The organism is Terribacillus saccharophilus (genome assembly GCF_000725365.1).
Lineage (GTDB): Bacteria > Bacillota > Bacilli > Bacillales > Amphibacillaceae > Terribacillus > Terribacillus saccharophilus.
This window is the reverse complement of record NZ_CP008876.1, coordinates 3,039,240-3,062,554: the sequence shown is the minus strand read 5'-3', so window position 1 is coordinate 3,062,554 and position 23,315 is coordinate 3,039,240. Positions and strand designations below refer to the sequence as shown.

The 23,315-nt window shown below is 37.6% G+C and carries 18 protein-coding genes; 3 read left to right on the top strand and 15 right to left on the bottom strand.

The genetic code is table 11. The features are described from left to right. Positions 1–906, bottom strand: coding sequence for an ROK family protein (locus GZ22_RS15230; RefSeq protein ID WP_038564289.1), 906 nt, complete (start codon positions 904–906; stop codon positions 1–3). A gap of 132 nt (positions 907–1,038) precedes the next feature. Between GZ22_RS15230 and GZ22_RS15225 the strand changes: the two genes are divergently transcribed. After that, positions 1,039–2,028, top strand: a complete 990-nt coding sequence (locus GZ22_RS15225; protein WP_051748339.1) for a helix-turn-helix domain-containing protein — start codon at positions 1,039–1,041, stop codon at positions 2,026–2,028. A 33-nt stretch (positions 2,029–2,061) separates the two neighbouring features. Here the strand turns inward: GZ22_RS15225 and GZ22_RS15220 are convergent, their stop codons facing one another. Together GZ22_RS15220 and GZ22_RS15215 are read right to left on the bottom strand one after the other, a co-directional pair. Continuing rightward, a complete protein-coding gene (locus GZ22_RS15220) occupies positions 2,062–3,405 on the bottom strand; it encodes a UDP-glucose dehydrogenase family protein (protein WP_038564286.1) in 1,344 nt (447 codons plus the stop codon). Between the two features lie 195 nt (positions 3,406–3,600). Further along, positions 3,601–4,116 carry a sigma-70 family RNA polymerase sigma factor gene (locus GZ22_RS15215; protein ID WP_038564283.1) on the bottom strand — a complete coding sequence of 172 codons (516 nt, stop codon included), beginning with the start codon at positions 4,114–4,116 and terminating at the stop codon, positions 3,601–3,603. Positions 4,117–4,475: 359 nt separating this feature from the next. Between GZ22_RS15215 and GZ22_RS15210 the strand changes: the two genes are divergently transcribed. Then, the gene (locus GZ22_RS15210) at positions 4,476–5,096 is read left to right on the top strand and encodes a LysE family translocator (protein ID WP_038564280.1); all 621 of its coding nucleotides are present in this window, start codon (positions 4,476–4,478) and stop codon (positions 5,094–5,096) included. On the opposite strand, the gene GZ22_RS15205 is transcribed toward GZ22_RS15210, so the two are convergent. From GZ22_RS15205 to GZ22_RS15180, 6 genes are all read right to left on the bottom strand, one after another. After that, a complete protein-coding gene (locus GZ22_RS15205) occupies positions 5,073–6,365 on the bottom strand; it encodes an amino acid permease (RefSeq protein ID WP_051748559.1) in 1,293 nt (430 codons plus the stop codon). The two genes, GZ22_RS15210 and GZ22_RS15205, sit on opposite strands and share 24 nt — an antisense overlap. Positions 6,366–6,734: 369 nt before the next feature. After that, positions 6,735–8,453 carry a DUF6270 domain-containing protein gene (locus tag GZ22_RS15200; RefSeq protein WP_038564275.1) on the bottom strand — a complete coding sequence of 573 codons (1,719 nt, stop codon included), beginning with the start codon at positions 8,451–8,453 and terminating at the stop codon, positions 6,735–6,737. Beyond that, positions 8,371–10,392: a CDP-glycerol glycerophosphotransferase family protein gene (locus GZ22_RS15195; RefSeq protein WP_051748337.1), complete on the bottom strand. Its 2,022-nt coding sequence runs from the start codon at positions 10,390–10,392 to the stop codon at positions 8,371–8,373. The genes GZ22_RS15200 and GZ22_RS15195 overlap by 83 nt, the downstream gene beginning before the upstream one ends. 123 nt (positions 10,393–10,515) lie before the next feature. After that, a complete protein-coding gene (locus GZ22_RS15190; RefSeq protein WP_038564272.1) occupies positions 10,516–11,334 on the bottom strand; it encodes a phosphodiester glycosidase family protein in 819 nt (272 codons plus the stop codon). A gap of 246 nt (positions 11,335–11,580) precedes the next feature. Next, the gene (locus GZ22_RS15185; protein WP_038564270.1) at positions 11,581–12,510 is read right to left on the bottom strand and encodes an LCP family glycopolymer transferase; all 930 of its coding nucleotides are present in this window, start codon (positions 12,508–12,510) and stop codon (positions 11,581–11,583) included. Positions 12,511–12,599: 89 nt separating this feature from the next. After that, positions 12,600–13,547, bottom strand: coding sequence for an LCP family protein (locus tag GZ22_RS15180; RefSeq protein ID WP_051748335.1), 948 nt, complete (start codon positions 13,545–13,547; stop codon positions 12,600–12,602). Positions 13,548–13,848: 301 nt separating this feature from the next. Here GZ22_RS15180 and GZ22_RS15175 point away from each other — a divergent pair, with 301 nt between their 5' ends. Continuing rightward, positions 13,849–15,840 (top strand): ATP-binding protein, encoded by a 1,992-nt coding sequence (locus GZ22_RS15175; protein WP_123921912.1) that lies wholly within the window; start codon positions 13,849–13,851, stop codon positions 15,838–15,840. Positions 15,841–15,885: 45 nt separating this feature from the next. On the opposite strand, the gene GZ22_RS15170 is transcribed toward GZ22_RS15175, so the two are convergent. The 6 genes from GZ22_RS15170 to GZ22_RS15145 form a co-directional block, all read right to left on the bottom strand. Continuing rightward, positions 15,886–16,653, bottom strand: a complete 768-nt coding sequence (locus GZ22_RS15170; protein WP_038564264.1) for a tyrosine-protein phosphatase — start codon at positions 16,651–16,653, stop codon at positions 15,886–15,888. A 241-nt stretch (positions 16,654–16,894) separates the two neighbouring features. After that, complete coding sequence (locus GZ22_RS15165; protein WP_038564262.1) at positions 16,895–18,205, bottom strand: O-antigen polymerase; 1,311 nt, start codon at positions 18,203–18,205, stop codon at positions 16,895–16,897. 5 nt (positions 18,206–18,210) lie between these two features. Then, complete coding sequence (locus GZ22_RS15160) at positions 18,211–19,338, bottom strand: glycosyltransferase family 4 protein (protein WP_038564259.1); 1,128 nt, start codon at positions 19,336–19,338, stop codon at positions 18,211–18,213. 3 nt (positions 19,339–19,341) lie between these two features. Continuing rightward, the gene (locus tag GZ22_RS15155; RefSeq protein WP_038564256.1) at positions 19,342–20,790 is read right to left on the bottom strand and encodes a lipid II flippase MurJ; all 1,449 of its coding nucleotides are present in this window, start codon (positions 20,788–20,790) and stop codon (positions 19,342–19,344) included. Between the two features lie 12 nt (positions 20,791–20,802). Then, on the bottom strand, positions 20,803–22,167 hold the full coding sequence (locus GZ22_RS15150) for a sugar phosphate nucleotidyltransferase (RefSeq protein ID WP_038564253.1): 1,365 nt from the start codon (positions 22,165–22,167) through the stop codon (positions 20,803–20,805). Beyond that, on the bottom strand, positions 22,164–23,303 hold the full coding sequence (locus GZ22_RS15145; RefSeq protein ID WP_038564251.1) for a glycosyltransferase family 4 protein: 1,140 nt from the start codon (positions 23,301–23,303) through the stop codon (positions 22,164–22,166). Before GZ22_RS15145 ends, GZ22_RS15150 begins: the two co-directional genes overlap by 4 nt. Positions 23,304–23,315: the final 12 nt, after the last annotated feature.

Genomic DNA, 23,315 nt, shown 5'->3' with positions numbered 1-23,315 from the left:
TTAGTTCCTCCCTATTCTTTCGTGTTCTGTTAAATAATGATATAGCGCTCCATATAAATTCGCATCACTTTGATAATGGCAGCTGACGATGATTGGATCAGCTACGTGGAATGGATTCGCTTGCTTTAGCTCTTTTACGCTTTGCTGAATTCGTTCTGTCACGATTGGCTGCGCACTAATGCCGCCGCCAATAGCAAACACTTCTGGATCAAAAATATATTTTAGATTCAAAATTTGCACAGCAATGCTCCGGCAAAATTCATCAAAAATCTGCTTTGCAGCAGCATCGCCTGCATTAATAAATTCGAATGCCTTCTTTCCATCTGTGACATCCGCAACTTCTTTTTCTTGGTTGATACGTTTGATCATGTTGACCGCAGAACCAGTTCCTCCGAAAAAGCTGGCTTTCTTTGATTCTTCGTCAACTGCTTCCATCACATAACTCAGTTCTCCGGCCAGCAGATTACGGCCGTGATGAACTTTGCCATCCATGAGGATACCGCCGCCTACTCCGCTGCCAAGTACTAAGACAATAGCATCGCGCTTGTCCTTAAGGCTGCCGAGCCAAAGCTCTGCGAGAGCTGCGCAGCGGCCATCATTTTCTACAGCAACTGTCACACCATAGCGCTCCTCGAGTTTTGCTTTCATATTCACGCCATGCTGGAACGGAAAAGACCCACCATTATAAATAACACCGGTGTCAGTGTCGACAGCTCCTGGCGTGCTGACTGCAATGCCACGAACATCCTCGCTGTACATATCATCGATGCTAGCAAACAATATCTTATCGAAAGCTTCGATATTTAACCTGGAAGCTGGTCGACTGTCCTTTTTAATGATTTTGCCGCCTCTATCCATCAAAGCGGTTTTGACCAAGGTTCCGCCGATGTCGACTACAAGATACATGCTTGGCACCTCCTCCAGTTGTCCTATTACAAAACCCCTGCATGTTTATGATATAATGATAACGATTACATTTCTGGTATTGATTTCGTTTTTTTGGTAGTTACTTTCTATTTTCTGCAATGGAGGTTCTGTATGCCGAACGAATGGTCCACTGTCACACGATTACTTCATCAGACTTTTTCTATACCTGTAACATATCAGTCAGAAGGCTCACTCTCTAATGCTCCATATCTCAAAGAAGAAGCTACTGGGTTTTCTTTTTACATACCATTTGAAGATAACGGCGGAATGCTGCAGCTTGGTCCTGCATTAGATTCAAGCCTATCAAAGGATAAATTGATTGATATTGGCTCACTCGCTTATTACATGCTGTACCAGCGAGAACTAGAGGTGGATGCACTGCAAACAACCTCCTTTGAGCTACCAATGATTCAATCAGCTGAAAATAGACAGAATATCACTTTCCATCATCACCCTTATTTAGAGGAAAAGCTCTTCGACTGTATTCGCGCTGGCAAGCCGGAACTCGTCAAGAAACAGCTGCAAAGCTTTCCAGATGAATTAAGCGGAACATTGGCGAAACAAAATGCATTGCGAAACCGGAAGAATCTGGCTATAACAGCAATCACATTAGCAACACGGGCCGCAATCAATGGAGGGCTGGCATCTGAGCTTGCCTTTACGATGAGTGATGTGTATATCCAGCAGATTGAAGAGAGAACAAATCTAGCTGCACTTATACGACTTCAAACTGAAGCATTGTGCGCATTTGCTGAAAAAGTAAGCGAAATAAAAGCAGGAACTTATTCGCGTAAAATTGCGCATTGTGTCCATTATATTTACCAGCATCTTTACGAGGTTCTCACACTGAAGCAGCTGGCCGATATGCTAAAGATGAATCCGACTTACTTATCCGCTCGGTTCAAACAGGAAGTAGGCATGCCCGTGCGAAACTATATCCAGTATTTGCGTATCGAGGAAGCTAAGCTCTTACTGCGGCTGACAGATCAATCACTATTGCATATTTGTGCTTTGCTTCACTTTCACGACCAAAGCTATTTCACGAAAGTATTCAAGAAACATACTGGCCTCACACCTCGGAAATTCCGGGAGCAGGCATAGAAAAAGCCGACAGCAGAAGCTGTCGGCTTTGAATTAGTTTGCTGGCTGATTCGATTTTTTCGCACGGATGACAGAAGGTCGTCCGATAGAATAATAATCGATATTCGCTGTTTCTACATAGCTGAGCGGGTAGCAGTTACGGCCATCGATAACGATCGGCTGTTTCATCTGCTGTTCGAAAACAGTTAGTGGAAGGTCCTTGAACTCATCCCACTCTGTCACGATGATTGCTACATCTGCATCCTGCAGTGCTTCCTTCGTACTCGCTGCATAATGAACTGTCTCTGGAAGCAAACGCTTCGCATTGTCCATAGCGATTGGATCAAAAGCAGAGATGTTCGCACCAAGATCAGTCAATTTCTGTGCAAGAACAATACTTGCTGATTCGCGCATATCGTCTGTATTCGGCTTGAATGCAAGGCCAAGCATAGCCACTTTCTTGCCTTCCAGTCCGCCGCGAAGGACCATTTGTGCGATATCAACAGGAATTTGCTGCTGCTTGTTGTTTACATTAATAACGGATTCCAACAAGTCAAATGTATGATTCACGCCACCGGCGATCTGAACGAGTGCTTTCGTATCTTTCGGGAAGCAAGAGCCGCCATAACCGATACCAGCATTTAAGAATTTATCGCCGATACGTTTGTCCATACCCATTCCCTTAGCAACATCCTCTATATTGGCACCAAGCTTACCACAGATCGTACCAATTTCATTGATGAAACTAATTTTCGCTGCCAAGAAGGCATTGGACGCATATTTAATCATTTCGGCACTTTCGATATCTGTACGGAATACCGGTACGCCGAATGGTTTATTGATTTCTTCAATTAGATTTGCTGCTTCTTCAGACTCTGTACCAATTACGATACGATCGCCATTATATGTATCGTATACAGCAGAGCCTTCGCGAAGGAATTCCGGATTGGAAACAACCTCAATCTGCACGTCCCGATCAAGTGCTTCTGTAATCCAATGCTTCACAAGCTTGTTCGTACCGACAGGCACAGTACTTTTTGTGACAACAACAGCCCCTTTGTCCGTTACATGAGCAGCAATGTCTCTTGCTACTTGTTGGACAAAGTCAAGGTTAGCAGAACCGTCCGCTCTCTCTGGGGTACCAACAGCAATATAGATGGCATCCGCATCATGGAAGGCGATGCTGTGGTCAGTTGTGAAATGAAGATTGCCTCTATCGATATTTTTGGTCATTAATTCTGCTAGACCTGGCTCATAAATTGGAGACAAGCCCTGATTCATCTTGGCAACTTTCGTCTCGTCGATATCCACGCATGTGACATCATGTCCGATATCTGAAAGTGCCACTCCGGTTACTAAGCCTACATATCCTGTTCCAACAATTGCAATTTTCTTCATTTTTACTATCCCTTCTTATTTCGAGGTGTACAAACACTTCTACTAAGCTATAACTTAAGCCATTTTTTTCTAATGATAATGTTAATAGTTTACTATAAAATATCCAATTTGCGGATATAATTTACTGTATTTTTTCATTAAATTTACAATTTTAATGAAAATGTAAAGGGTGCATGAATATGCACCCTTTTATTCTTACTTCTTGCATTCCTGAATGAATGTACTATCCCGGAGCTTACGTTTCACTTCTTTCCCCCAATTCTTCACTGCATCTTCTGTAGTTCCTTCAATCTCGGCAATCTCTTTCACTGCATAACCATGGATTATGTACCAGTACACCCATTTCCATTGCTTATCAGTCAGTGTATGTTTAACACGCTTCCAAAATTCTTGTTTTTCGATTAAGTCGATTTCCTGCTGAATTGCTTCCTTTGTGTGGGCTTCATTGACGATGAGGTCAGTCTTTTCTTGTTCGCGGATGATTTTTCTGAGGTAGTCGATGAGTCGGTGACGGATCATGTGACTGGCATAGGAATCGAAGGTGCCTTTTGTTTCATCATATCCGTTGTAGGCAAAAAATAATGCCATCACACCTTCTTGTAGAAACTCGTCGTGGGTGTCCCGGATACCTAATCGGTGGATATGGTAATGAATCATATTCTTGTACTGCTCGAGAATTTTATGAAAATCAATATTGCGAATGTCCGACATCGGTATCTTCTCCCTTAGTTTTTTATGGGCAGAACAGCTTATCAACCTCTACCCTCCTTGGCAAAATTAGGACTTTTTGTTCACCCCTCGCTATTCTGTCTTATAATCGTATGTTTTGCAAGAAAAGGGTTAATTTACCATATTCGACATCTTGAAGCAGAAAACGCCCATTTTTACAGATTTTACAGTTGCTTAACTGCAAGATCTGTCGCAATAGATAGAATCAAAACGAAAACACGCATTTTCTAAAATGAAATGCGTGTTTCAATCAGTGTATTAAAAAATTGTAAAATAAAAAGTTGGACTACCCTTCCGTCGCTCTGAATAGGCTGTACAAGTCAGCCAAAAGGAGGCCAAGCATGGGTAATATACTCAATTATATATTATTAGGAGTAAGTCTATCCGCACCAGTCGGACCAGTCAATGCCGCTCAAATGGAAAAAGGAATCCGCGGCGGATTCCTGCAAAGTTTATCTGTTGGGTTCGGTGCTATGCTGGCAGATATCCTATATATGCTGCTTGTGTATCTTGGATTTTATCATGTGATCATGATTCCGGTCGTCCAGTCTTTTCTTTATTTCTTCGGCAGCTTTGTCTTCCTTTATCTTGGTATAGAGAGTGTTCTGAAAACACGGACCCTAACTCGTGCCAGTATGACGACAGTGGCTCCGCTCCAAGGGCTTCGTTATGGTTTCTTTCTTGCTCTCGTCAATCCAATCAGCATTATGTTCTGGGTCGGCGTTTATGGCTCTGTACTCGCCAAGATTGTCGAGCGAGGCGAGTCAGACCATTTACTACTCTATACGATAAGCATCTTTGTCGGTGTGTTTCTGTGGGATAATGTGATTGCACTGTTATCCAGCAGTCTTCGCCGTTTTCTGAGTGATCGGCTACTTCGACTTATCACTCTTGTTTCTGGAATGTCTTTGCTTGGCTTCGGGATCTATTTTGGATATTTAGGCATTTTGAGTGTGCTCTGATTTTTTACGTTTTACCCAAATGCCGATAATCAGAATAAGTACAGCAAAGCCTGCACTTACATATAAGCCTGGACGTACTTCGGCTTCAACTGCTGTTCCGCTAATTCCTGCGAGCAGCAGAATACCCCCAAAAATTGTAACTAGCTTATTGCCCATTTTGAATTTCTCGTTTTTCCAAGCAGAAGCTAAAATGAACAACCAATTGTACAACAACAGCAATCCTGCCGCTGTAGTGATGTACTCATAAATTTTCCCGGGCAATAATAATGCTGTGATAATACTTGCAAGCAGACCTACTGCAGCTAGCAACATACTAGCCAAAGGCAAGTCCTTAAACTTCAGCTTTTTGGCAAAAAGCTGTGGCGCATCTTTATCTTTTGCTAACGTAACAAGCAGATTGGTTACCGCAAATAGCGCTGCACATAAAGTAGAGAAGCCTGCGATGATAACAGCTGCATTGAACACATGCGGAAAGAAATCAAGCGGTGTCTTCGATAGTGCTGTAACAAATGGACTTTCATTCATTTTGAAATCGTGCGTTTTGACCATACTGATTGCTAACAGCAGTGAAACGACATAAAGTATCGCCAAACCAATTAGCATGACTGTCCCCGCCTTTGCAGCTTCTTCCTTCTTCTTCAACTGCATGGACATCAATCCGATAACTTCAATACCCCCAAAAGCGTAGAAAGCATAAATAAGTGAAGCCCATAACCCTTTGTATCCATCATGCAAGAAGGATTCTTCAAAAGGCTTATACGTTGATTCCGTAGAGATGACATTAAATAAGACAAGTGCTGCCAACACAATGAACATTGTAATTGCAGCTGTTTTGACAACCGCAAATATATTCTCCATCTTGTTGAATCCCTTAGCTCCTGCTAACACAACGATAATCGCCAGCACTGCGTAAATAGCAGAAAATACCCACAAAGGAACCTTCTCGAACCAGAACTGACTTAGGAGTGAAATCGCAGTCAGCTGACTGCCCATGATCAGGATATTCGAGCACCAATAGCTCCAACCGCAGCTAAAAGCAGCCCAGCCACCGAAAGCTTTGCCTGCATAATAACAAAACGACCCTTCCTGTGGATCATTTGCTGTCATTCTTGCCAAAGATAGAAAAACGATTAGTGTTCCTATTGCAGCAACTACAAATGAAATAATAATTGAAGCTCCAGTCAGATGAATTCCAATTACCGAACCAAGAAAATACCCCGTTCCAATCGTACAGCCAATCCCGATAAGCGACAGCTGCCACCATTTCATATTACCTGTATTCGATGTCTTGCCCTGCCCGTTATTACCTGGATGCTTTTTCAATTCCCGTTCCCTCCTCGTCCTGTTAGTATGAGAAGTAACGTTGGAATTATGTAAGACAAGCGTGGTATGATGTTCTTATTGATTACGCAAAAGGAGCAGTATAATGGATTCTAAACCATCTAAAGGTAAAAAGGCTTTCTTCTACACCATGTTAGTATTACTAGCTGTAATGATGATCTTAACGATTTATTTCGTGATTGACGGATATAGCGATTTGCTTTGATTCTAATGAGCTGTTAAAAGAACAGCTCTTTTCTATTTTCGGCATGACAAACTAAAAAACAGATGTTCAATTGAACATCTGTTTTTTTACAATCAAACCTGCTGCAGTTCTACCTCCATAATGGAGAGATTTTCGTTTGGATTTTCTCGGCTCAATACTCTCTTTATGTGGCCATCAAGATTAAAAATTGTTACTTTCTTTCTCGTACCATTCTCGAAAAAGTCTACTTCCTGCTGCAACGAAGATCCATCTGGATAATATACAAAGCGTTTCACTTGTTTGTTATTTTGAAACTGAACTGCTCGATGCGGTTTATCTTCTTTGTAAAATATCTTTCGGAAGTAAGTTCCATCAGTATTGTACTCTAGTTTCGTGTACAGACTGCCATCCAGATAAAAATCTGTTTTATTCTCCAGATTACCATCTTCATCATATTTATAAGACGACGACATTCTTCCGGCTCGTTTATATCCTTTTGCATACAGTACTTCCTGGAGCTTCCCATTTGCAGAAAATACTCTGGCAGTATGCAGGAACCCTTGCTGGAACTCATGTCTCGCAATTAACGCATTGTAGTTGTAAAGCAGGATAGAGAAATCATCTTTTCTAAATAAAATTTTAACCCGTTGAAGTTTATTGATAACGATCGATACTTCATTAGCTTTTTCGATATATTGACTTCCCTCTCGCAGCAACCGATATCCTTGAGCGCTCCAAGCAATTGCCGCCGCGAATTTACCCGCCTCATCTGGCGTGTAGATATAATGATGTCCTTCTTTAATAATTACTTTCGCTATAATCTTATTCCTTATATAAAACATGTACCCACGTTTTGAACCGTTAGGATAGTAAATCTTACAAATTCTCATACCAGATTTATCATGGAAAAGAGCATCCACTGGCTTATGATCTGGTATTTCTGTTAATAGTAGTCTTCTATCTGTATCAAATCCGGAGGTAATATCCAGTATGTTTTGCTGAAGCTTAAAGAGGTGAAGATTGTCATTAGCAATTTTCACTTGCTTCTCGTTGTCAACTGGATTCCCATTCACAATGCTATCTAATTCGGATAAGAAGTCCTTATAATATGCTTCATTATAATGATAGTAGCCCCGACCATACACGTGGTCATGAGTGGAATAGTAGTCCATATGCTTAAGTTCAATAATATGAATTTCAGGATATTTAGATTCAATGTATTCGTATAACGAACTTAGAAATAAATTAGTCTCAACTGCTCTTCTGGCACTGTATTTCCGATGACCTTCATCAGGAAAGGTATAAGAAAGAGGTACAAGCTGCTCCCCATCTGAAACCTTAAATTGTGCAAAAGCTTTATGCAGGATGACCCGTTCTAGAGGATAATACTTCTGCAGACCTTCGATAAAGGTATCAATATATCCGTATAAATCTTCTGCATTCCCCGGCTCATTTAGAAAATCCACTCCGAAGCTCTCCAGAACCTTCTGTATCTCTGGTCGGCGTTCCACATAGGACTCCCCTATTCTAAGTGTTGGCATCCGTTCATCAATCAAATCGAAAATGAAGTAATCTGCTCCACCAATAATAAACTGTTTTGTGAAGCTATCATCCACTTGCTTCAGTACAAAGTCGCTGACACTTTCATTATTGGTAAGCTGCAGCTTTATTTCTCTGATAATAGCAGCCTCATCATCAAGAGCTGCTGGAGCAGTGGAGATGACTTTTACAGGCTTTTGAAAGATATATTTATTTACTTTGTATGTTTTCTTGTCCTGATAATTGAAGGACTCTCTCGTTACGCAAGAACCTTTTATTTCGATATTCAACATCAGCCAATCCCCTCTCCTTATCGAGAATATTACGTATATAGTTGTATGTTTCTTTCGTATTGTTTCCGTCAGTTCTCTCAACCATCAAACTGAACTTCGATTGGTAAGCAGCTTTTTGCTCCTGTGCATAATTGCTTTGGATAAAAGCATTCAATTGATTGAAATCATATATGATGTCGCCAAATGCATTTTCCTTCTGAAGGATGTTCCGGGCACCATATTCCTTCTCAGCCTTTACTTTATCCTCCCAATAGAAGATCACATTGCTTCCACCAGCAAAAGCGTAGAACGTAACTGATGAATAATCAGAGATGAGCACCTTACTTCTAAGTAGAATATTTTTTATATCTCCTGCATATAGCTTGGACTTTATTTCAGCATAGATATCAGGGAATTGATCACGCAGTATCACTTTTGCTTTCGGGTGCAGCACTACATTGATTTTTTTTCCCTCATAGAAAGGGTCACTGTTAATCATGCGGATGAATTGGATGTACCTTCCCACATAGGATCCCTCTGTTTTGCCGCCTGTTAGATCCCATGGTCTCCATGTAAGCATGAAGGTTATCTCTTCTTTTTGGACTGTCTCTTTTGATTCAACGTACAGATCTAGATTAGGAAGGCCAGTAGGTATAATGTCTTCTTCTGTGTAATTTGCATATTTCAAAAAATTCCGACTTTCTCTTCTGGAACTCGTTACGATATAGTCCGGTGCAATCGGCACTCTTTTATTAAAGTAGCCTCTTTCAAAAACATTTGTTGCTAAAGCTACACCATGCTGCAAAAATATTTTGTTTTTATTATCTAGTATCTTCTTCTTGATCAATCGATCATTGTCGTATAGGCGACGCTGGATATGAGTAGCTAAATCTGATGAAATCAAAGCATCTGCTTTGAAAATATTATAAAAGCTTCTTAGCGTATTTTTCTTGATTATGTATTTGCTGCCAAACTGTTTGATCAATGCTGGGTATAAGTCCGATTTGCTATCAATAATGAACCTTGCCATCGTATCGTTTTGCTGCCTGGCATATTTAAAGATTACATAAGCTGATTCGCTGGCTCCTTCACAAAACTTCTCAAAAAGAAGGATCCGATTATTTTTTCGAGCGAATAGTTTTACAATCACATACGCAATTGCCTCTTTCACTACGATTGATTTATGCAGCTTGTTCGAGTACACAAGCACTAACTGCCCTGTTACGGATTTCCTGATAAATACAGATAAGCTTTTGCTTACACGGTAATTGAACGTATTGTAAAGATAATGCTTGCGGCTGTACTTATCAAAACCATTTTTCTTGAACGGATAATAATAATTCGCTGTGTCGTTATGTATCCGAAGGAACATCGGTAAGTTGATCGAGCTTGTTTCTACGTATATTCTTTCCAAATCCTTGGTTGGTATAATGCAAAAGAATGTATGACATAAAAGCTTCAACTTACTTGTATTGAATGTATTCTTCTCACGTATTCCATTCGAAAACAAATACTTAATTGGATACCTGTATTTTTTGTCATATCCAAGGGCAATCTCATATTCCTGTATATTGGTGTACCTGAATCGCAATACTCCGATAAACAAAATCATATTAAAAAGAGGAATACTTAAGACGCGCTGAGAAGGAGCTAATTCTGCTTTTTCAATAATCTGCTCTTCCGTGAGTCGTTTATGCTTACGAGTCACAATGAAGGACAATCTCATTCGCTTGTCCAAATAAAAGATTACTTGTTTTCCTTTGTGATAGACAATTTCCTTAATCGTAACGTTATGATGGTCGTCGTTCTCTTCCGAAATAATCTGGCCTGCTGCATCATACACATAGTACTTCTTATTCGAGCTTCTCTTTCTCGTAATCAAATTCACCGAACCATTGAAGTCCAGTAAACCATCCTTGAAAACGAGAGAGCCATTAGATACTTCGCTGTAAACGGACAATCTGCTGTCTCCTCTCATCATATCTTTACAAATAATTTACAATTAAAAAAGATAATTTACACTCGCTTAAAATTATAGGTTTATCCTTCTAACCACGAAAGATGACGAAAGTAATGATAATTTTTAGTCGAAATAGATAAAATCAGCAACTTTTCTCCCGTCTTTTTCCTTACTAGTTCCAATTAAATCATTCTTTGCCTTTCCATCTAGGACAAGAGATGTACTGCCTCCTCCATCCAGCACATATGCAACCCGAATGTATTTGATTTTATTTTTGATGATGTGATAAAAGTCCGTATACGTAATTCCGCTATTCTGTTCTGTCCTGCCATCAAATGTATAGATGTATGTATTGTTGTAATAATCCTGCATAATGATTTGCCGAGGATTATCGATCCTTATGTTTGGAATAGAATAAGAGCGATAGTAGTTTTTCCACTCTCCGTCTACAACCAAAGGAAAGAAACCTTGCCACGTATTCACGATATTCTTCGTTTCAATTTCATTATCTGCAGCCCGCGACTGAAACGTATACAGCCGTCCTGCATGATCACTGCCCAGCAGCCAGCTATTACCCAAATCACTATTCTCTCTTTGGAATTCTCCTTCTTTCATTTGAATACCGTATGCCTCGCCCTTCTCGGGGTTGAATACACTGGCATTAATCGCCACACTAGGACCCTGCCGCTCCGAAAAGGATAGTACCTCTTCTAGCCCCTTGCCGAAGCCATCATTTGCATACGCCTTTTTAACCGGTGACGTCTTCCCAATCTCATTTTGATAATAGATTTTCGTTACATAGTATAGCGAATCATTGTAGTCGTAGGAATTAAAAACCACCTTTGTTTTATCATAGGTGGAAGGGGAAAGGTTTATGGGAAGGATGACGAATGATAGCAATAATGTTAAGCAAATTAAACCTATTTTTAACGGTTGCTTCATGCTGTGTGCTCCTTTTTGCAGTCTTTAGTTAGTATGAGAAACATACACAATATAAAGGGTATCATTAAAATTTTGAGGTATAAATAGAGAGATAAGGCTAGTTGATGTGAGAACGGAGCAGCTAAAAACAGTTCAGATAGCACAGACAAGGACAAGGCTTTCTAATCAGATTAAGACAAAATATGGGTGTTAATAGAGATAAAAGAAACAGCCTTCCGATAACTGGAAGGCTGTTTCTTTTTGTTTTTAGGAAATCATATCGTGGACTTTATCTCGTTCCTCTTGTGAAACTTCATAATAATAAATATCATCAATGGTCGTGCCAGCACCCTGGATCTGATAATTCTCAGAGTTCTGACGTACATTACGATAGTTCTTGAACAGGTCAGTCATCGTAGAGAAGTCCATATTTGTCTGAACGTTGTCGCCTAGCGCTCCCAAGATATCGTCAATCTTGCTAACAGAATTGGTGCTTGCACCTTTGTCTATTACCGCTTGGATTACTTGACGCTGACGAGCATTACGTCCGAAGTCACCATCAGGATCCAAGTGACGCATACGAACATAGCCCATTGCTTTTGGTCCATCCAGCTGGATTTCACCTTGTGCATAATGATAGCCCTTCTCGTAGTATCCTTCATCAATCCAGTCCAGCTGGTTATTAACTGTAATACCACCAACTGCATCAACAAAGTCAGACAGACCTTCCATGTTCATCTCTGCGAAATAATCGATATCTGTATCAAGGAAGTTCTCTACCGTATCAATTGCCATATCCACGCCGCCGAATGCATAGGCATGGTTAATCTTATCAGTCGTACCATGGCCTACAATCTCTGTACGGGAGTCACGAGGAATACTTATTAGTTTCATAGAATCATTTGCCGGATCAAGCGACAATACCATCAATGCATCAGAGCGGCCAGCATCGTCTTCACGCTCGTCTACTCCAAGCAGCAATACATTCAACTTCTCTTGATCCTTCACTTTTGTTGCGGATTGTTTCATATCAATCGAGTCTGAGCCTTTTTGCATTGTGTTAACTGTTGTCTTCGCTTTATTGGCAGCGTAGATACCTGTTGCTGCTACTGCAATTATTAATACCGCTATAATACTTAAAGTGACTTTCAGCCAAGTTCTTTTCTTTTTGCGTTTTTCTTTCCTACCCAAAACCATTTCCCCCTTATTCTGCTACCATTGGAAATTAAATTATATCATGAAAAACCTCTTCTTTTCCGTAAAATTGTAAAAAGAAGAGGTCTTTATTACTGATTTAAGAAGGTTTGAGCTTCTTGGGCGTTCTGTTCCAAACCGCCCACATTAAATTCCAACACTGCCCCTACATCATAGCGGGCATCATGATAGGTGTCGTCCATGGGAATGCGCATTGTCTCCATATCCTCGGTTTTTCCTCTGAGGACATCTGTTCCCATCGACAATAACAACCCATTACGGACATTCGTGCTGACATAACCATTCGCAATCCCTATCATTTTCGGCAGCTTTGCAACAGTCGTCACTTCAGCCACTTCTTTTTTTAGCTTGCCAAGGACTTCCTGCTGACGTTGTACCCGACCATAATCACCATTCGCATCATGACGGAAACGGCTATAGGCAAGCAACTCTTTTCCATGCAATTTCTGTGTCCCTTCTGTTAACTCGACACCCAATGCTTTCTCATCAGTTGTCATTTCCGGTGTTACTGTCACTTCAATTCCGCCCGGTGCTACAGCATCAACAAGCTTTTCAAAGCCCTTAAAATCAATTTCTGCGTAGTAATTAATATCAATACCAAAGTTTTCGGTTACTGTCTTACGTACTAGTTCCGGTCCTCCAATTGAATAAGCTGCATTGATTTTGTTATAACCGTAGCCCGGAATGTTCACATACGTATCGCGCATAATAGAGATAAGCTTTGGTTGATTTGTATCAGAACTATAATTAGCAATCATAATGGTGTCGGCCCGTCCACCATCTTCTCCGCGTGAATCACTTCCCATTACAAGTACATTGACATTATCTACATTCTCATCTGAGCCATTGAATACCACATCATCACTTAAATTGTTATCTGCGTTAGCATCCAGTGATGCAGAGATATATTGATATGCAGCATAACCCCCTATCGCTAAGAAAGCGATTAGGAATACCATCATGAACAGTCTGAATTTGCGCACTTTCTTCTTTTTGCGCGTTTGACGTTGTAAGGTCACGTTGATCCGCCTTTCTGAAAATACCTACTAAAGATAATAGCATGAAATGCCTATATGGCATATAGTTTTTATAATTTTTGCAAAGAATATCCAGTATAAATAATCTAATTTCATAACAAGCTAATATGATCTTATTTATACTATTTAGTATGTATAAAAACCGGTATAAATGTACGTGATGTTTTAGCAATTAATCACACTATCTTTTGTCTTATTTTGTCATTTTTCTTATTACTTCCTTAAAATATAGTAATATATTCTTATAGTATTAGTAGATTATAACAGTGAGGGAGGATAGCGTGTGATGGAAGGAATAGTCCCCATTGATCCGGCAGCACGACAAACAGTATTTGTTGGTCGCCAAAAGGAATTAACAGTATTCCAGGACTGGTTAAAAAATAGTAATGCAAGGTCTGCTTTATTCGTTATCTCTGGTATGGGCGGTATTGGGAAAAGTTCTTTACTGGCAAGGATAAACTATCTTGCCAAAAAAGAAAACTTCAGAACTATTTTTCTGGATGGCAACGCCTGTCCGCAAACACCAGCAAGTTTTATCGAATATGTTCATAGCCTGTTACAATCCTTCCATCAAGGGACACCTTTAGATGTGTTGTTCCATAACCCTGCAGGAGTTAGACTACTCATTTGTATTGATCATTTCGAGGAGCTTGCAGAATTAAAAGAATGGTTCTTGCATACCTTTGTTCCTCAACTAGCTGTTAATGGTATTGGAATAGCAATTGCAGTTAGAAAGCCTTTGCCTATATCCATTTCGCATATACAAACGTTCTCTTTCCCCCTGGAATATCTGTCCTATGAAGAATCGGTACAATATATTGAAAAGACAACCTCTTTGTTTCCAAAACAAATTCAAGACTTAGCGAACAATACAGACGGGCTGCCTTTAAGTCTTGCCTTAGCAGTAGACATGTTGACAACGAGTACCAATCCAGATGTACGAGTTGTTAGTCAAACGATCAGTGCTAAAATATTAAAAGAAGTGACAGCTATTTCACTCCATCCGCTACTTGAAGTACTGATTGTCATGGAATATGCCAATCAAGAGATATTGGAAGCTGTACTCGGGCGGCAGGTCAGCCTGCAAGATTATCGCAATCTTCAGATACTGTCTTTCATTGATCTGCACCCTTATGGATTGAAGCTTCATGATGTAGCCAAGAGTTACTTACTCCAAGACTTCCAACTGAGGGAGCCGACAAGACTTTATCAGCTTCATCGATCTTGCATGCAGGCGCTTTATCAAGAGCTTACATATGCTTCCCAAACGGATCGGGTAATTATTGCATCTGCACTGCTCAAGATGAATCAAGCGATATGGCCGAAACATAATGCTTATGCAAGTTTTACGCAGCGAATACATCAGGTTCGAACAGGCAATCTAATTGCTAGTGACCTTCCTCTGCTTCATGAACTTTTGGAGGACTGGTGTTCTTATAGTGTAGATAAAGAACATAACCAGAACTACCATGACTTCTTGAATGCAGTTGTGCATACAGAACCAGACAGTATAACGGTTTTACGCGATTTTAATAATAAGCCCATCGGCATGTTCATCGTGCTGCTTTATACTACGAGAACGGCTCCTTTGCTGCTCCAACATTTTAAGACTGAGCTAAATGCTATTTTTACGGCAGAAAGTTGCCGGCAAGCAGCACTGCAAGCGGATACTTATATCCCTATCCTAGTATCAGCACAGGATAACCTGACTGCTTATACACGGGAGGAACTAGTTGGAATGCTGATTGTCGAACAGCTTGTAAAATTAGAGTCTGGAAGAAGAGCTATAATCGTAGCTACGAATGATTCACTGAAACAGTTCCTGCGTACAATAGGATTTAAGAGCCGCCCTACAGCAGATACAAGCTGTGATACATCTTGGTCTAAAGCAGAAATTATGGAACTGGACCTGCGTACACGCCCTTTCGGTGATTGGGTTTTGCACATGATGCCGGAAGAACAAAAGAATAACAGCTTGACTATAAATCAAGTGCGGCGTATTCTTCAAGCCATTCAGTCGCCTAGCGAGCTAAGCCAATATTGCAGGTTGCTCACAGACTGTAGAGATGGACATGCTGTGCAACAAAAGGTTATGCAAATTCTCCATAATCCAGTCGGCTTTTCCAGTGAACAACAGGAAGTATTATTGAACAGCTTCGTCCGTCACCCAAATAATACAGTTAAAGCAGCAGCCGCATGCAATATGAGCAGAGCCACTTTTTATCGTCATCAGAAGAAGGCGATTCAAAAGCTTACTGATATGCTAGCATTGTAAAAAAGAAGCGACACAGTGAGCAGCTGTGTCGCTTCTTTTTATGTATTATACAAACCGCTTTTTAAGCCCTTTTCTGCCTATTCTCTCAGGCTCTTCCCTTATAACCACTGCGCCTTCTACCATCTTCCAACTGTTATTCATCAACATATAAGCAGCTTGATTGCCAAATTGTTTTCCAACTTCCTGATAAGCCTTCAACAAACCAAAGCCTTTACCAGATTGATGGTTATTTGATCCAATAAAGTGAACCAGATTGGAAGTGATCAGCTGCTGCGTGAATTTTCGAACCTTCCCGCCATAATCCCCATTAATACTGCCTGCAGCGATTTGGACGAAGCAGCCGTTTTTAACTAGTTCATATAGAAATTCCGGCTGTTGATTTACATACACATTTTTCTCCGGACTAGCAATCACCGGATGAAATCCCGAAGCCTGCATCTCCCGTATTAATTGTTTTACATAGCTAGGAAGCGGATTCTCTGGTAGCTCCAAGTAAAGATAGCTTGTATTCGTATTAACCGCAAGCAAGTCCATAAAATCCCGCTCTTCAAGTAAATCATTTGAAACAAGCGTCTCCTGTCCAGGGAGAACCTGTAACGGAATTCCCTCATCTCGTAATACTTCATTAAATTCGTCTATACTGGTATATATCCTCTGACGGTTATTATAACTATTCTTACTCTGGTCATGTGGAGTAGCCACAATCGTATCAATTCCCTCAAATACAGCTTCCACCGCCATCTTCAAGCTTTCCTCCAACGTACTCGGACCATCATCCAGACCATGTAAGATATGGCAGTGAATATCTATCATTATGGATCCCCCATTTCAGTAAACTGTTCTTACTGAAATGGTAGCATGAGAATAGGTGGGGAGTGTCTCATAGTTATCTCACTTTTCAAATAGTATTTGGCCGTCCAGATTTTTATTATGATGCTAAAGATTATTGCAGTGTCCATAGTTTTTTTACCTTATACTATCCTGAATCATATAGGAACGATAAGATAGGTACTTGTGTCTTAAGACAATGTAAATTATCAAGATGTATTTATATTTATATAGGCTTTAACTTTTTCCTTAAGAAGGTTGCTATTAATAAACCTGCGACCGCAATAGCAAAAATAAAATAAGCTTTCCAGAAACCACTAGTTATCATAAACGCCTGCAAAAATGAGTACATAATCATAACAGAACCGATGTCCATAATGTCACTGTTACCTTTACTCATATACTCTTTCATCTTCACATCTAAATATCTAAGTGCAAAACCAATCACAATACCACCTAACATCACACCAATAAACCCAAAATTAAAATAGCTCTCAGCAAATATACCTCCTCTTAATCCAGCGTGGTGGTCAGGATCTATTCCAACAAACTTTAGTGTAGCTCTAGCGTATGAAAACTCGCTTCTATATTCGCTTATCGAACTAGGTAAAAAAGTAAGTAATGCTGCTAAATATGTTCTACCGTTAAGAAAACTATCTTGAAAACCAGATAGCAGCCAAGCAAAGTCCCTTAAATCAGAAAAATTATTACCATACAGAATAGAGTCAAATACGCCTGTTTGTCTTGCATTAGTAGTATTTAAACTTCTTAATTTACTTAACATAATAGCGACTACAAACAATACCCCACCGGTAATTAGTATAGTTATCATTTTAAGTTTGTGCCTATAGTGTATTGCCAATACAACTATAAAATAGACTATTGGCCACAATAGACTACTACGACTCCCTGAGAAGAACGTAGGTGCACAAAAAATTAAAGCATAAAATATATACTTATATTTCTTAGTATAAATATACAAACACAGATTAGATAATATAAATATATTTGCAAAGGTGAGGGTAAAATTAAATATTGGTCGTAAAAGATTGTCATTTAATAAGAATGTACGAAAATTTAAAGTAAAACCATACTTTATTGTAAAAAGACCGTAAATCATTATGACTAACAAAGTCATAATGATATTTATGAGATTTATTGTCTTATAAACAAAAAAAGACTTAATTCCTTGTTTGAAGTTTATGTATACTTTTTCAATTTCAACAATTCTTTTTCTGGCATACATATCATGAATAAATAAACCTACATATAAAAATAGAAACCCTATAATATTTATGAAAGCAGCTTTTTCAACATAAGGCAAAGCACTATAGTATGCCCCCCCAATATATTGCATATTTTTAATATCATAAGTAAAAAAACTAATGACGAAGAAAGGTGTAACAAGAGAAATAATTAAAGCCATGTGCCATAAATCAAACTTATATCCCCTTTTAAAGGAAAGAGAATAATAACTAAAAAGAAACAATATTAATCCAAATATTGATAAGAGGTACACAACATTTCTACTTTCCATTTAAATTACCTCTCTAAATTAATTTTGTAGTGATATTTAGCTAAGCTTGCCCAATCATACTTATCGATTGCTTTATTCCGCATTTCCGTCAAATCTTCATTAATCTTATCAGTAAATTTTTCTGAAATAATATATCTCATCTTACTAAATAGTTCCTCAACATTGTTTTCTGTAAAAATATATTCATTATTACCAATAACATTTGGAATCTCACCACAAGTTGATCCTATAACTGGTCTGCCTACAACTAGAGCCTCTATAATAACCCTACCAAACTGTTCTTTCCAGAGCTTTGTAGATATTGAAGGTAAAACTAGTGCTCTTGCATCTTGAATATAATTCGATACCTCTGTTGAATCTACTCTACTAAAAAATTTCACTCTTTCAGTTAACTTATAATTAATCGTTCTCTCTTCTAATTCTTTTTTATCACTACCATCTCCTAGAAATATAAGATTACCTTCATACTGAGTCTCACTATGTATTAATTCTTTAAAAGCATCTAATAAAGTAAATATTCCTTTGCTTTCTATGATTCTCCCCACAAAAATTATATCATTTTTATTTTGGAAAGGAATTGGAGAAGCTTTGAACAACTTAGTATCTACACCATTTCCAAGTAGGTGAGTTGGTCCTTTATACCCTCTTTGTTTAAGAATTTCAATTACTTCTTTATTCCGTGCAAAAATAAAATCAACATTCTTGTATGTATTTTTTTCTATATAAGAGAATGGAAATAAAGTTCTAGAAAGATTTATAGCGGCTGAATCTACTATTATTTTCCCCCTGTTCCTCATTATTTTCTTACATTGTTTAATTAATTGGAAACAACTGAACGCCCATGGTTCTTCATGTATATGTACTACATCGGGGTCAAAGCTCTTTAGTATGTTTTTCACTTCACGCTTACTATATATTAACGTTGTTTGCTTTGAATAAAATTTAGTTTTTATAGGTATAATTTTGCAGTTATCTAAAAGTTGAATTTCTTTTAAGTTTGTAAGTTTCTTCCCCCCCTCATTCCAATGATTAGGTATAACCACTACAACATCTTTATAGTATTTTGCAAGCTGTTTATATCGTTCAAAATATGAAGGAACTCCTCCAGCATGCCAGAACATTAGAAGTTTCATTGTTTAATCTACCTCTTTTTTTAAAATGTAAGCTGAGTATAAAAAAACTGTGATCCAAAGTATTATTAACAAGTAATGAATAAATTGATTCTCGTTTAAATTAAAGATTATAAAACCAATAAGAACATAAATGATGTTAATAAGTAACAACTTCTTAAAGAAAGTAGAACGAACCACTGATTTAATATTTAACCGAATTCGACAAATTAGAATAAAAAACTGAATAGCATTAAGAATAATAAAGGAATAACCTACAATAATATTCACTTTGTAACCTAATTGGTAACATACAATCATAAATATAAAAGCAATTATATGCGCTGAAATAATAACTAATGATAGTTCTTTATTCCTTAACTCTGCATTGTAAATGCGGTATAAAAATGTATTAACTGAAAAGAAAGCAAACCCAATGATATAGAATTTCAAAATAGATAGTACTAAAGTTAATGATTCTTCATCAAAATTACCTCTATAGTACAACATTCTAATAATGGATTCTTGATTCATAAACAACATAGATGTCAGGCTTATGGATATTAAAGTAACAAAAAACAACATAGAAACTATCTTATTAGTAATTGATCGTTCATTTCTATTGAAATAAGTCAATCCTATAGTTGCTAATGGTAAAGTTAATAAAAAAATAGGCGTATCTATAATTACTTTCGCATACTCGCTTGCTGCAATTAATCCCTTTTCCTTAGATAATAGCCATCTTTCTACTAATATGTATATTTGCATAAATAGTGAATACACTAATAAAGGCATCCATAATGATAAAAATGATCTATTCTCTGAGAATACAAGAGCAAAAGTCAATTTCTTTAAAGATCTTAAAGCTCTTTTAATCTTTTTACTATATTTATAACAAAGTTGAATTACTATAAAAATATTGGCAATAACGAAACTAGCTGGTATAAGATAAATATTTGGAAATAGCAAGAAAATAGCAGTTACGCCTATTAATACTAAATTGAAATTTAATATATTTCTTCCATTCTCTTTAAAGTTCTTATTACTATTTAACGTATAAATTATCATCCAGTTTAATACATAAAATGGAATACCTAGGGTGAAAATTTTCAAGAAATTAATTGCAATATGTACTTCTCCATCTGTATAGCCTGCACCTAAGAATGATTTAATTATCTCACCTGCAAAGATAAAAAGGAAAAGACAAAGAATTATACTCAATATCAGAATCATGATACTAATGCTCAAAACAAATTGTATTTTGTTATCTTTTTTCTTGTAGTTAGGAATAAATACTTGTTGAAGACTATTTCCGACAAATAAATTTAATGGAGTTAATACTAGACTATTACATAATCTAAAGAAATCAATGACAGATCCAGTGCCAAATATATACGCCAATAGAATCTCTCTTAAGAAGCCTAATAATTTCCCGATAGAATTAGAGTACAGTAGGTTTTTTAAGCTATTTATCATTCATATACTTCCTTAGTTCGATGCAAATATTTTTTCTTCCATTTTCATCCATGATGATTCTATAATTTCAATATGTTGATTAGATAAAGAGTCACCCTGTTGCACTTCTATTATTTCGAGTTTTGAAATAGCCTTAACAGCGTGCTCTTCTTCCCCCTTAATTTGTATGATGTCACCTTTGCGTAAAGTTTTTAACACCCCATTAATTAAAAGAATGCCTTCTCCATTAATAACTGTCCAGTTTTTAAAATTACTGTTGTGGGTGTGTAAGCTCAAATTTTTACCTGGTATAATATTCAAATACTTAGTAACAACTTCCTGGTCTCCAAACTTGGAAAAATCTATAACCTTAAAGTTACCCCACGATCTTTCCTCATACATCGGTAGAGCTGTATGATCTTTCATTAATTCTTTTATCTTAGGACTTTCCATTTTTGTAGTGACTAGAATTCCATCTGGACTAGCAGCAATAATTGCGTTTTCCAATCCCATTACTGAAACTGGAATTCCAAGTTCATTTATCACATGTGTATTCTGTGTATCTAATGTATTGACTATACCCAATGTTGAAGTAGCCATTTCTTCCGTGAGTGTATTCCAGGTGCCTAAGTCTTTCCAATAACCTTCATATTTAGTGACTACTATATTCTCTGCTTCTTCTACTACTGCATAATCAAAACTAGTCTTTACTAAATTCTCGTAGTTTGAGTAAATAAAATCGTAATTTAAGGGAATATTATAATTCTCTAAGCACTCTTCTAGATAACCAACTCTAAAAGCGAAGACTCCGCTATTCCATAGCGCACCCCTACTAATTAAATCTTCTGCAACCTTCTGATTTGGTTTCTCTATGAATTTATCTACAAGAGAATATTTTTCTTCAGTTGATTCTTTTGGTGCTATATATCCGTACTTTTCTGAAGCAAAGGTTGGTTTTATACCAATAAGAGCTAAATCAGCATTACTTGCCTGAATTAGTTCTTCCAAATCTTTAACCTTATTAAAGAAATTTGTATCAACAAAAGGGTCAACAGGTAAAACGGCAACTATTTCATCCTTATCTGCCTTAAGGTAGTCATTAATATAAGCAATAGATAATGCTATGGCTGGAAATGTATCTCTTCTTGATGGCTCCGATATGATTGTAACATCCTCACCGAGTTGATTCTTTATCATCTCAACCTGTGTAGAACTTGTCGCTATAATAGTATCTTTTTCTAGATTTAAAGACCTTAACTGATTGAATACTCTTTGAACCATTGATTCATATTGTCCCTTTTCATTCCTAAGTACCTTTAAAAATTGTTTAGATCTAGCATCATTGGAAAGTGGCCAAAGTCTTTTACCAGAGCCACCAGATAAAAGGATTAGTTTCATTTTGACAATTCTCCTTCTCTTTTATTATATGTTTTATATATATGGTTTTTTAAAGCATTCCTGAAGTTCTCTGGAGAAAATCTCAATGCATTTTCTCTACAATTTGCTGATGTAAATAATTGTTGATTCTTCTCAAATCTATTTACAGCATCAATTACTGAATTTACAGTTTGCTTCTCGAATAATATTCCAGTTGGATTATCTTTATCAATATTTCTTACTGTTTCAAGTGATCCCCCCTTGCCATAAGCAATTACAGGAGTACCACATGCTTGTGCTTCTACGGGCGTTATCCCAAAATCCTCCTCTGCAGCAAATACGAAAGCTTTAGCTTTTTGCATAGAAGATTTTAATACTTCAAACTCCTGATATCCTAATACTTGCACGTTTGAATTCGCTTTTTGTTTTATTTTTTTCATATCTGGTCCATCACCGATTACCATAAGTTTTTTTTCAGGCATATTAGAAAAAGCTTCAACTATTAAATCTATCTTTTTATAAGGTACAAGCCTAGAAGCTGTTAAGTAGAAGTCCTCTTTTTTTGTTTCTTCTAAAATAAAATTAGTAACATCTACAGGAGGATATATAGTTGTACTTTCTCTACGATATACCTTCCATATTCTTCTGCCAATAAAATTTGAATTTGAAATGAATTCATCTACACCATTTGCTGTCCTATAGTCCCAGTCTCTAATTTTCTTCAACATTTTTTTCACTAACAGACTCTTTATGCCTTTATCTAATTTTGACTCTTTTAAATACTGATGTTGTAAGTCCCAAGCGTATCTTATAGGACTATGGACATAAGAAATATGTAATTGATCTGGTCCAGTTATAACTCCCTTTGCAACTGCATGAGAACTAGATATAATTAAATCGTACTTTGATAAATCGAATTGTTCTATAGCAAATGGCATTAACATTAAATAATTTCTGTATCTCTTTTTTGCAAAAGGTAGTTTTTGTATGATACTAGTAAATGCCTTTTTTCCTTTTAACTTTTCTCTGTCTTTATCGGGTAGAAAATCTACTAACGAAAATAAATCTGCTTGAGGGAAAACCTCGATTATCTCAGCAAGAACTTTCTCTGCTCCCGCAAATGTTACCAACCAATCATGAATTATTGCTACTTTCAACTGAAACCTCTC

What these genes read in the sequence shown, in the direction of transcription:
- GZ22_RS15230 (WP_038564289.1), bottom strand. Translation starts at nt 906, where the DNA reads ATGTATCTTGTAGTCGACATCGGCGGAACCTTGGTCAAAACCGCTTTG.
- GZ22_RS15225 (WP_051748339.1), top strand. Translation starts at nt 1,039, where the DNA reads ATGCCGAACGAATGGTCCACTGTCACACGATTACTTCATCAGACTTTT.
- GZ22_RS15220 (WP_038564286.1), bottom strand. Translation starts at nt 3,405, where the DNA reads ATGAAGAAAATTGCAATTGTTGGAACAGGATATGTAGGCTTAGTAACC.
- GZ22_RS15215 (WP_038564283.1), bottom strand. Translation starts at nt 4,116, where the DNA reads ATGTCGGACATTCGCAATATTGATTTTCATAAAATTCTCGAGCAGTAC.
- GZ22_RS15210 (WP_038564280.1), top strand. Translation starts at nt 4,476, where the DNA reads ATGGGTAATATACTCAATTATATATTATTAGGAGTAAGTCTATCCGCA.
- GZ22_RS15205 (WP_051748559.1), bottom strand. Translation starts at nt 6,365, where the DNA reads ATGAAATGGTGGCAGCTGTCGCTTATCGGGATTGGCTGTACGATTGGA.
- GZ22_RS15200 (WP_038564275.1), bottom strand. Translation starts at nt 8,453, where the DNA reads ATGTTGAATATCGAAATAAAAGGTTCTTGCGTAACGAGAGAGTCCTTC.
- GZ22_RS15190 (WP_038564272.1), bottom strand. Translation starts at nt 11,334, where the DNA reads ATGAAGCAACCGTTAAAAATAGGTTTAATTTGCTTAACATTATTGCTA.
- GZ22_RS15185 (WP_038564270.1), bottom strand. Translation starts at nt 12,510, where the DNA reads ATGGTTTTGGGTAGGAAAGAAAAACGCAAAAAGAAAAGAACTTGGCTG.
- GZ22_RS15170 (WP_038564264.1), bottom strand. Translation starts at nt 16,653, where the DNA reads ATGATAGATATTCACTGCCATATCTTACATGGTCTGGATGATGGTCCG.
- GZ22_RS15165 (WP_038564262.1), bottom strand. Translation starts at nt 18,205, where the DNA reads ATGGAAAGTAGAAATGTTGTGTACCTCTTATCAATATTTGGATTAATA.
- GZ22_RS15160 (WP_038564259.1), bottom strand. Translation starts at nt 19,338, where the DNA reads ATGAAACTTCTAATGTTCTGGCATGCTGGAGGAGTTCCTTCATATTTT.
- GZ22_RS15155 (WP_038564256.1), bottom strand. Translation starts at nt 20,790, where the DNA reads ATGATAAATAGCTTAAAAAACCTACTGTACTCTAATTCTATCGGGAAA.
- GZ22_RS15150 (WP_038564253.1), bottom strand. Translation starts at nt 22,167, where the DNA reads ATGAAACTAATCCTTTTATCTGGTGGCTCTGGTAAAAGACTTTGGCCA.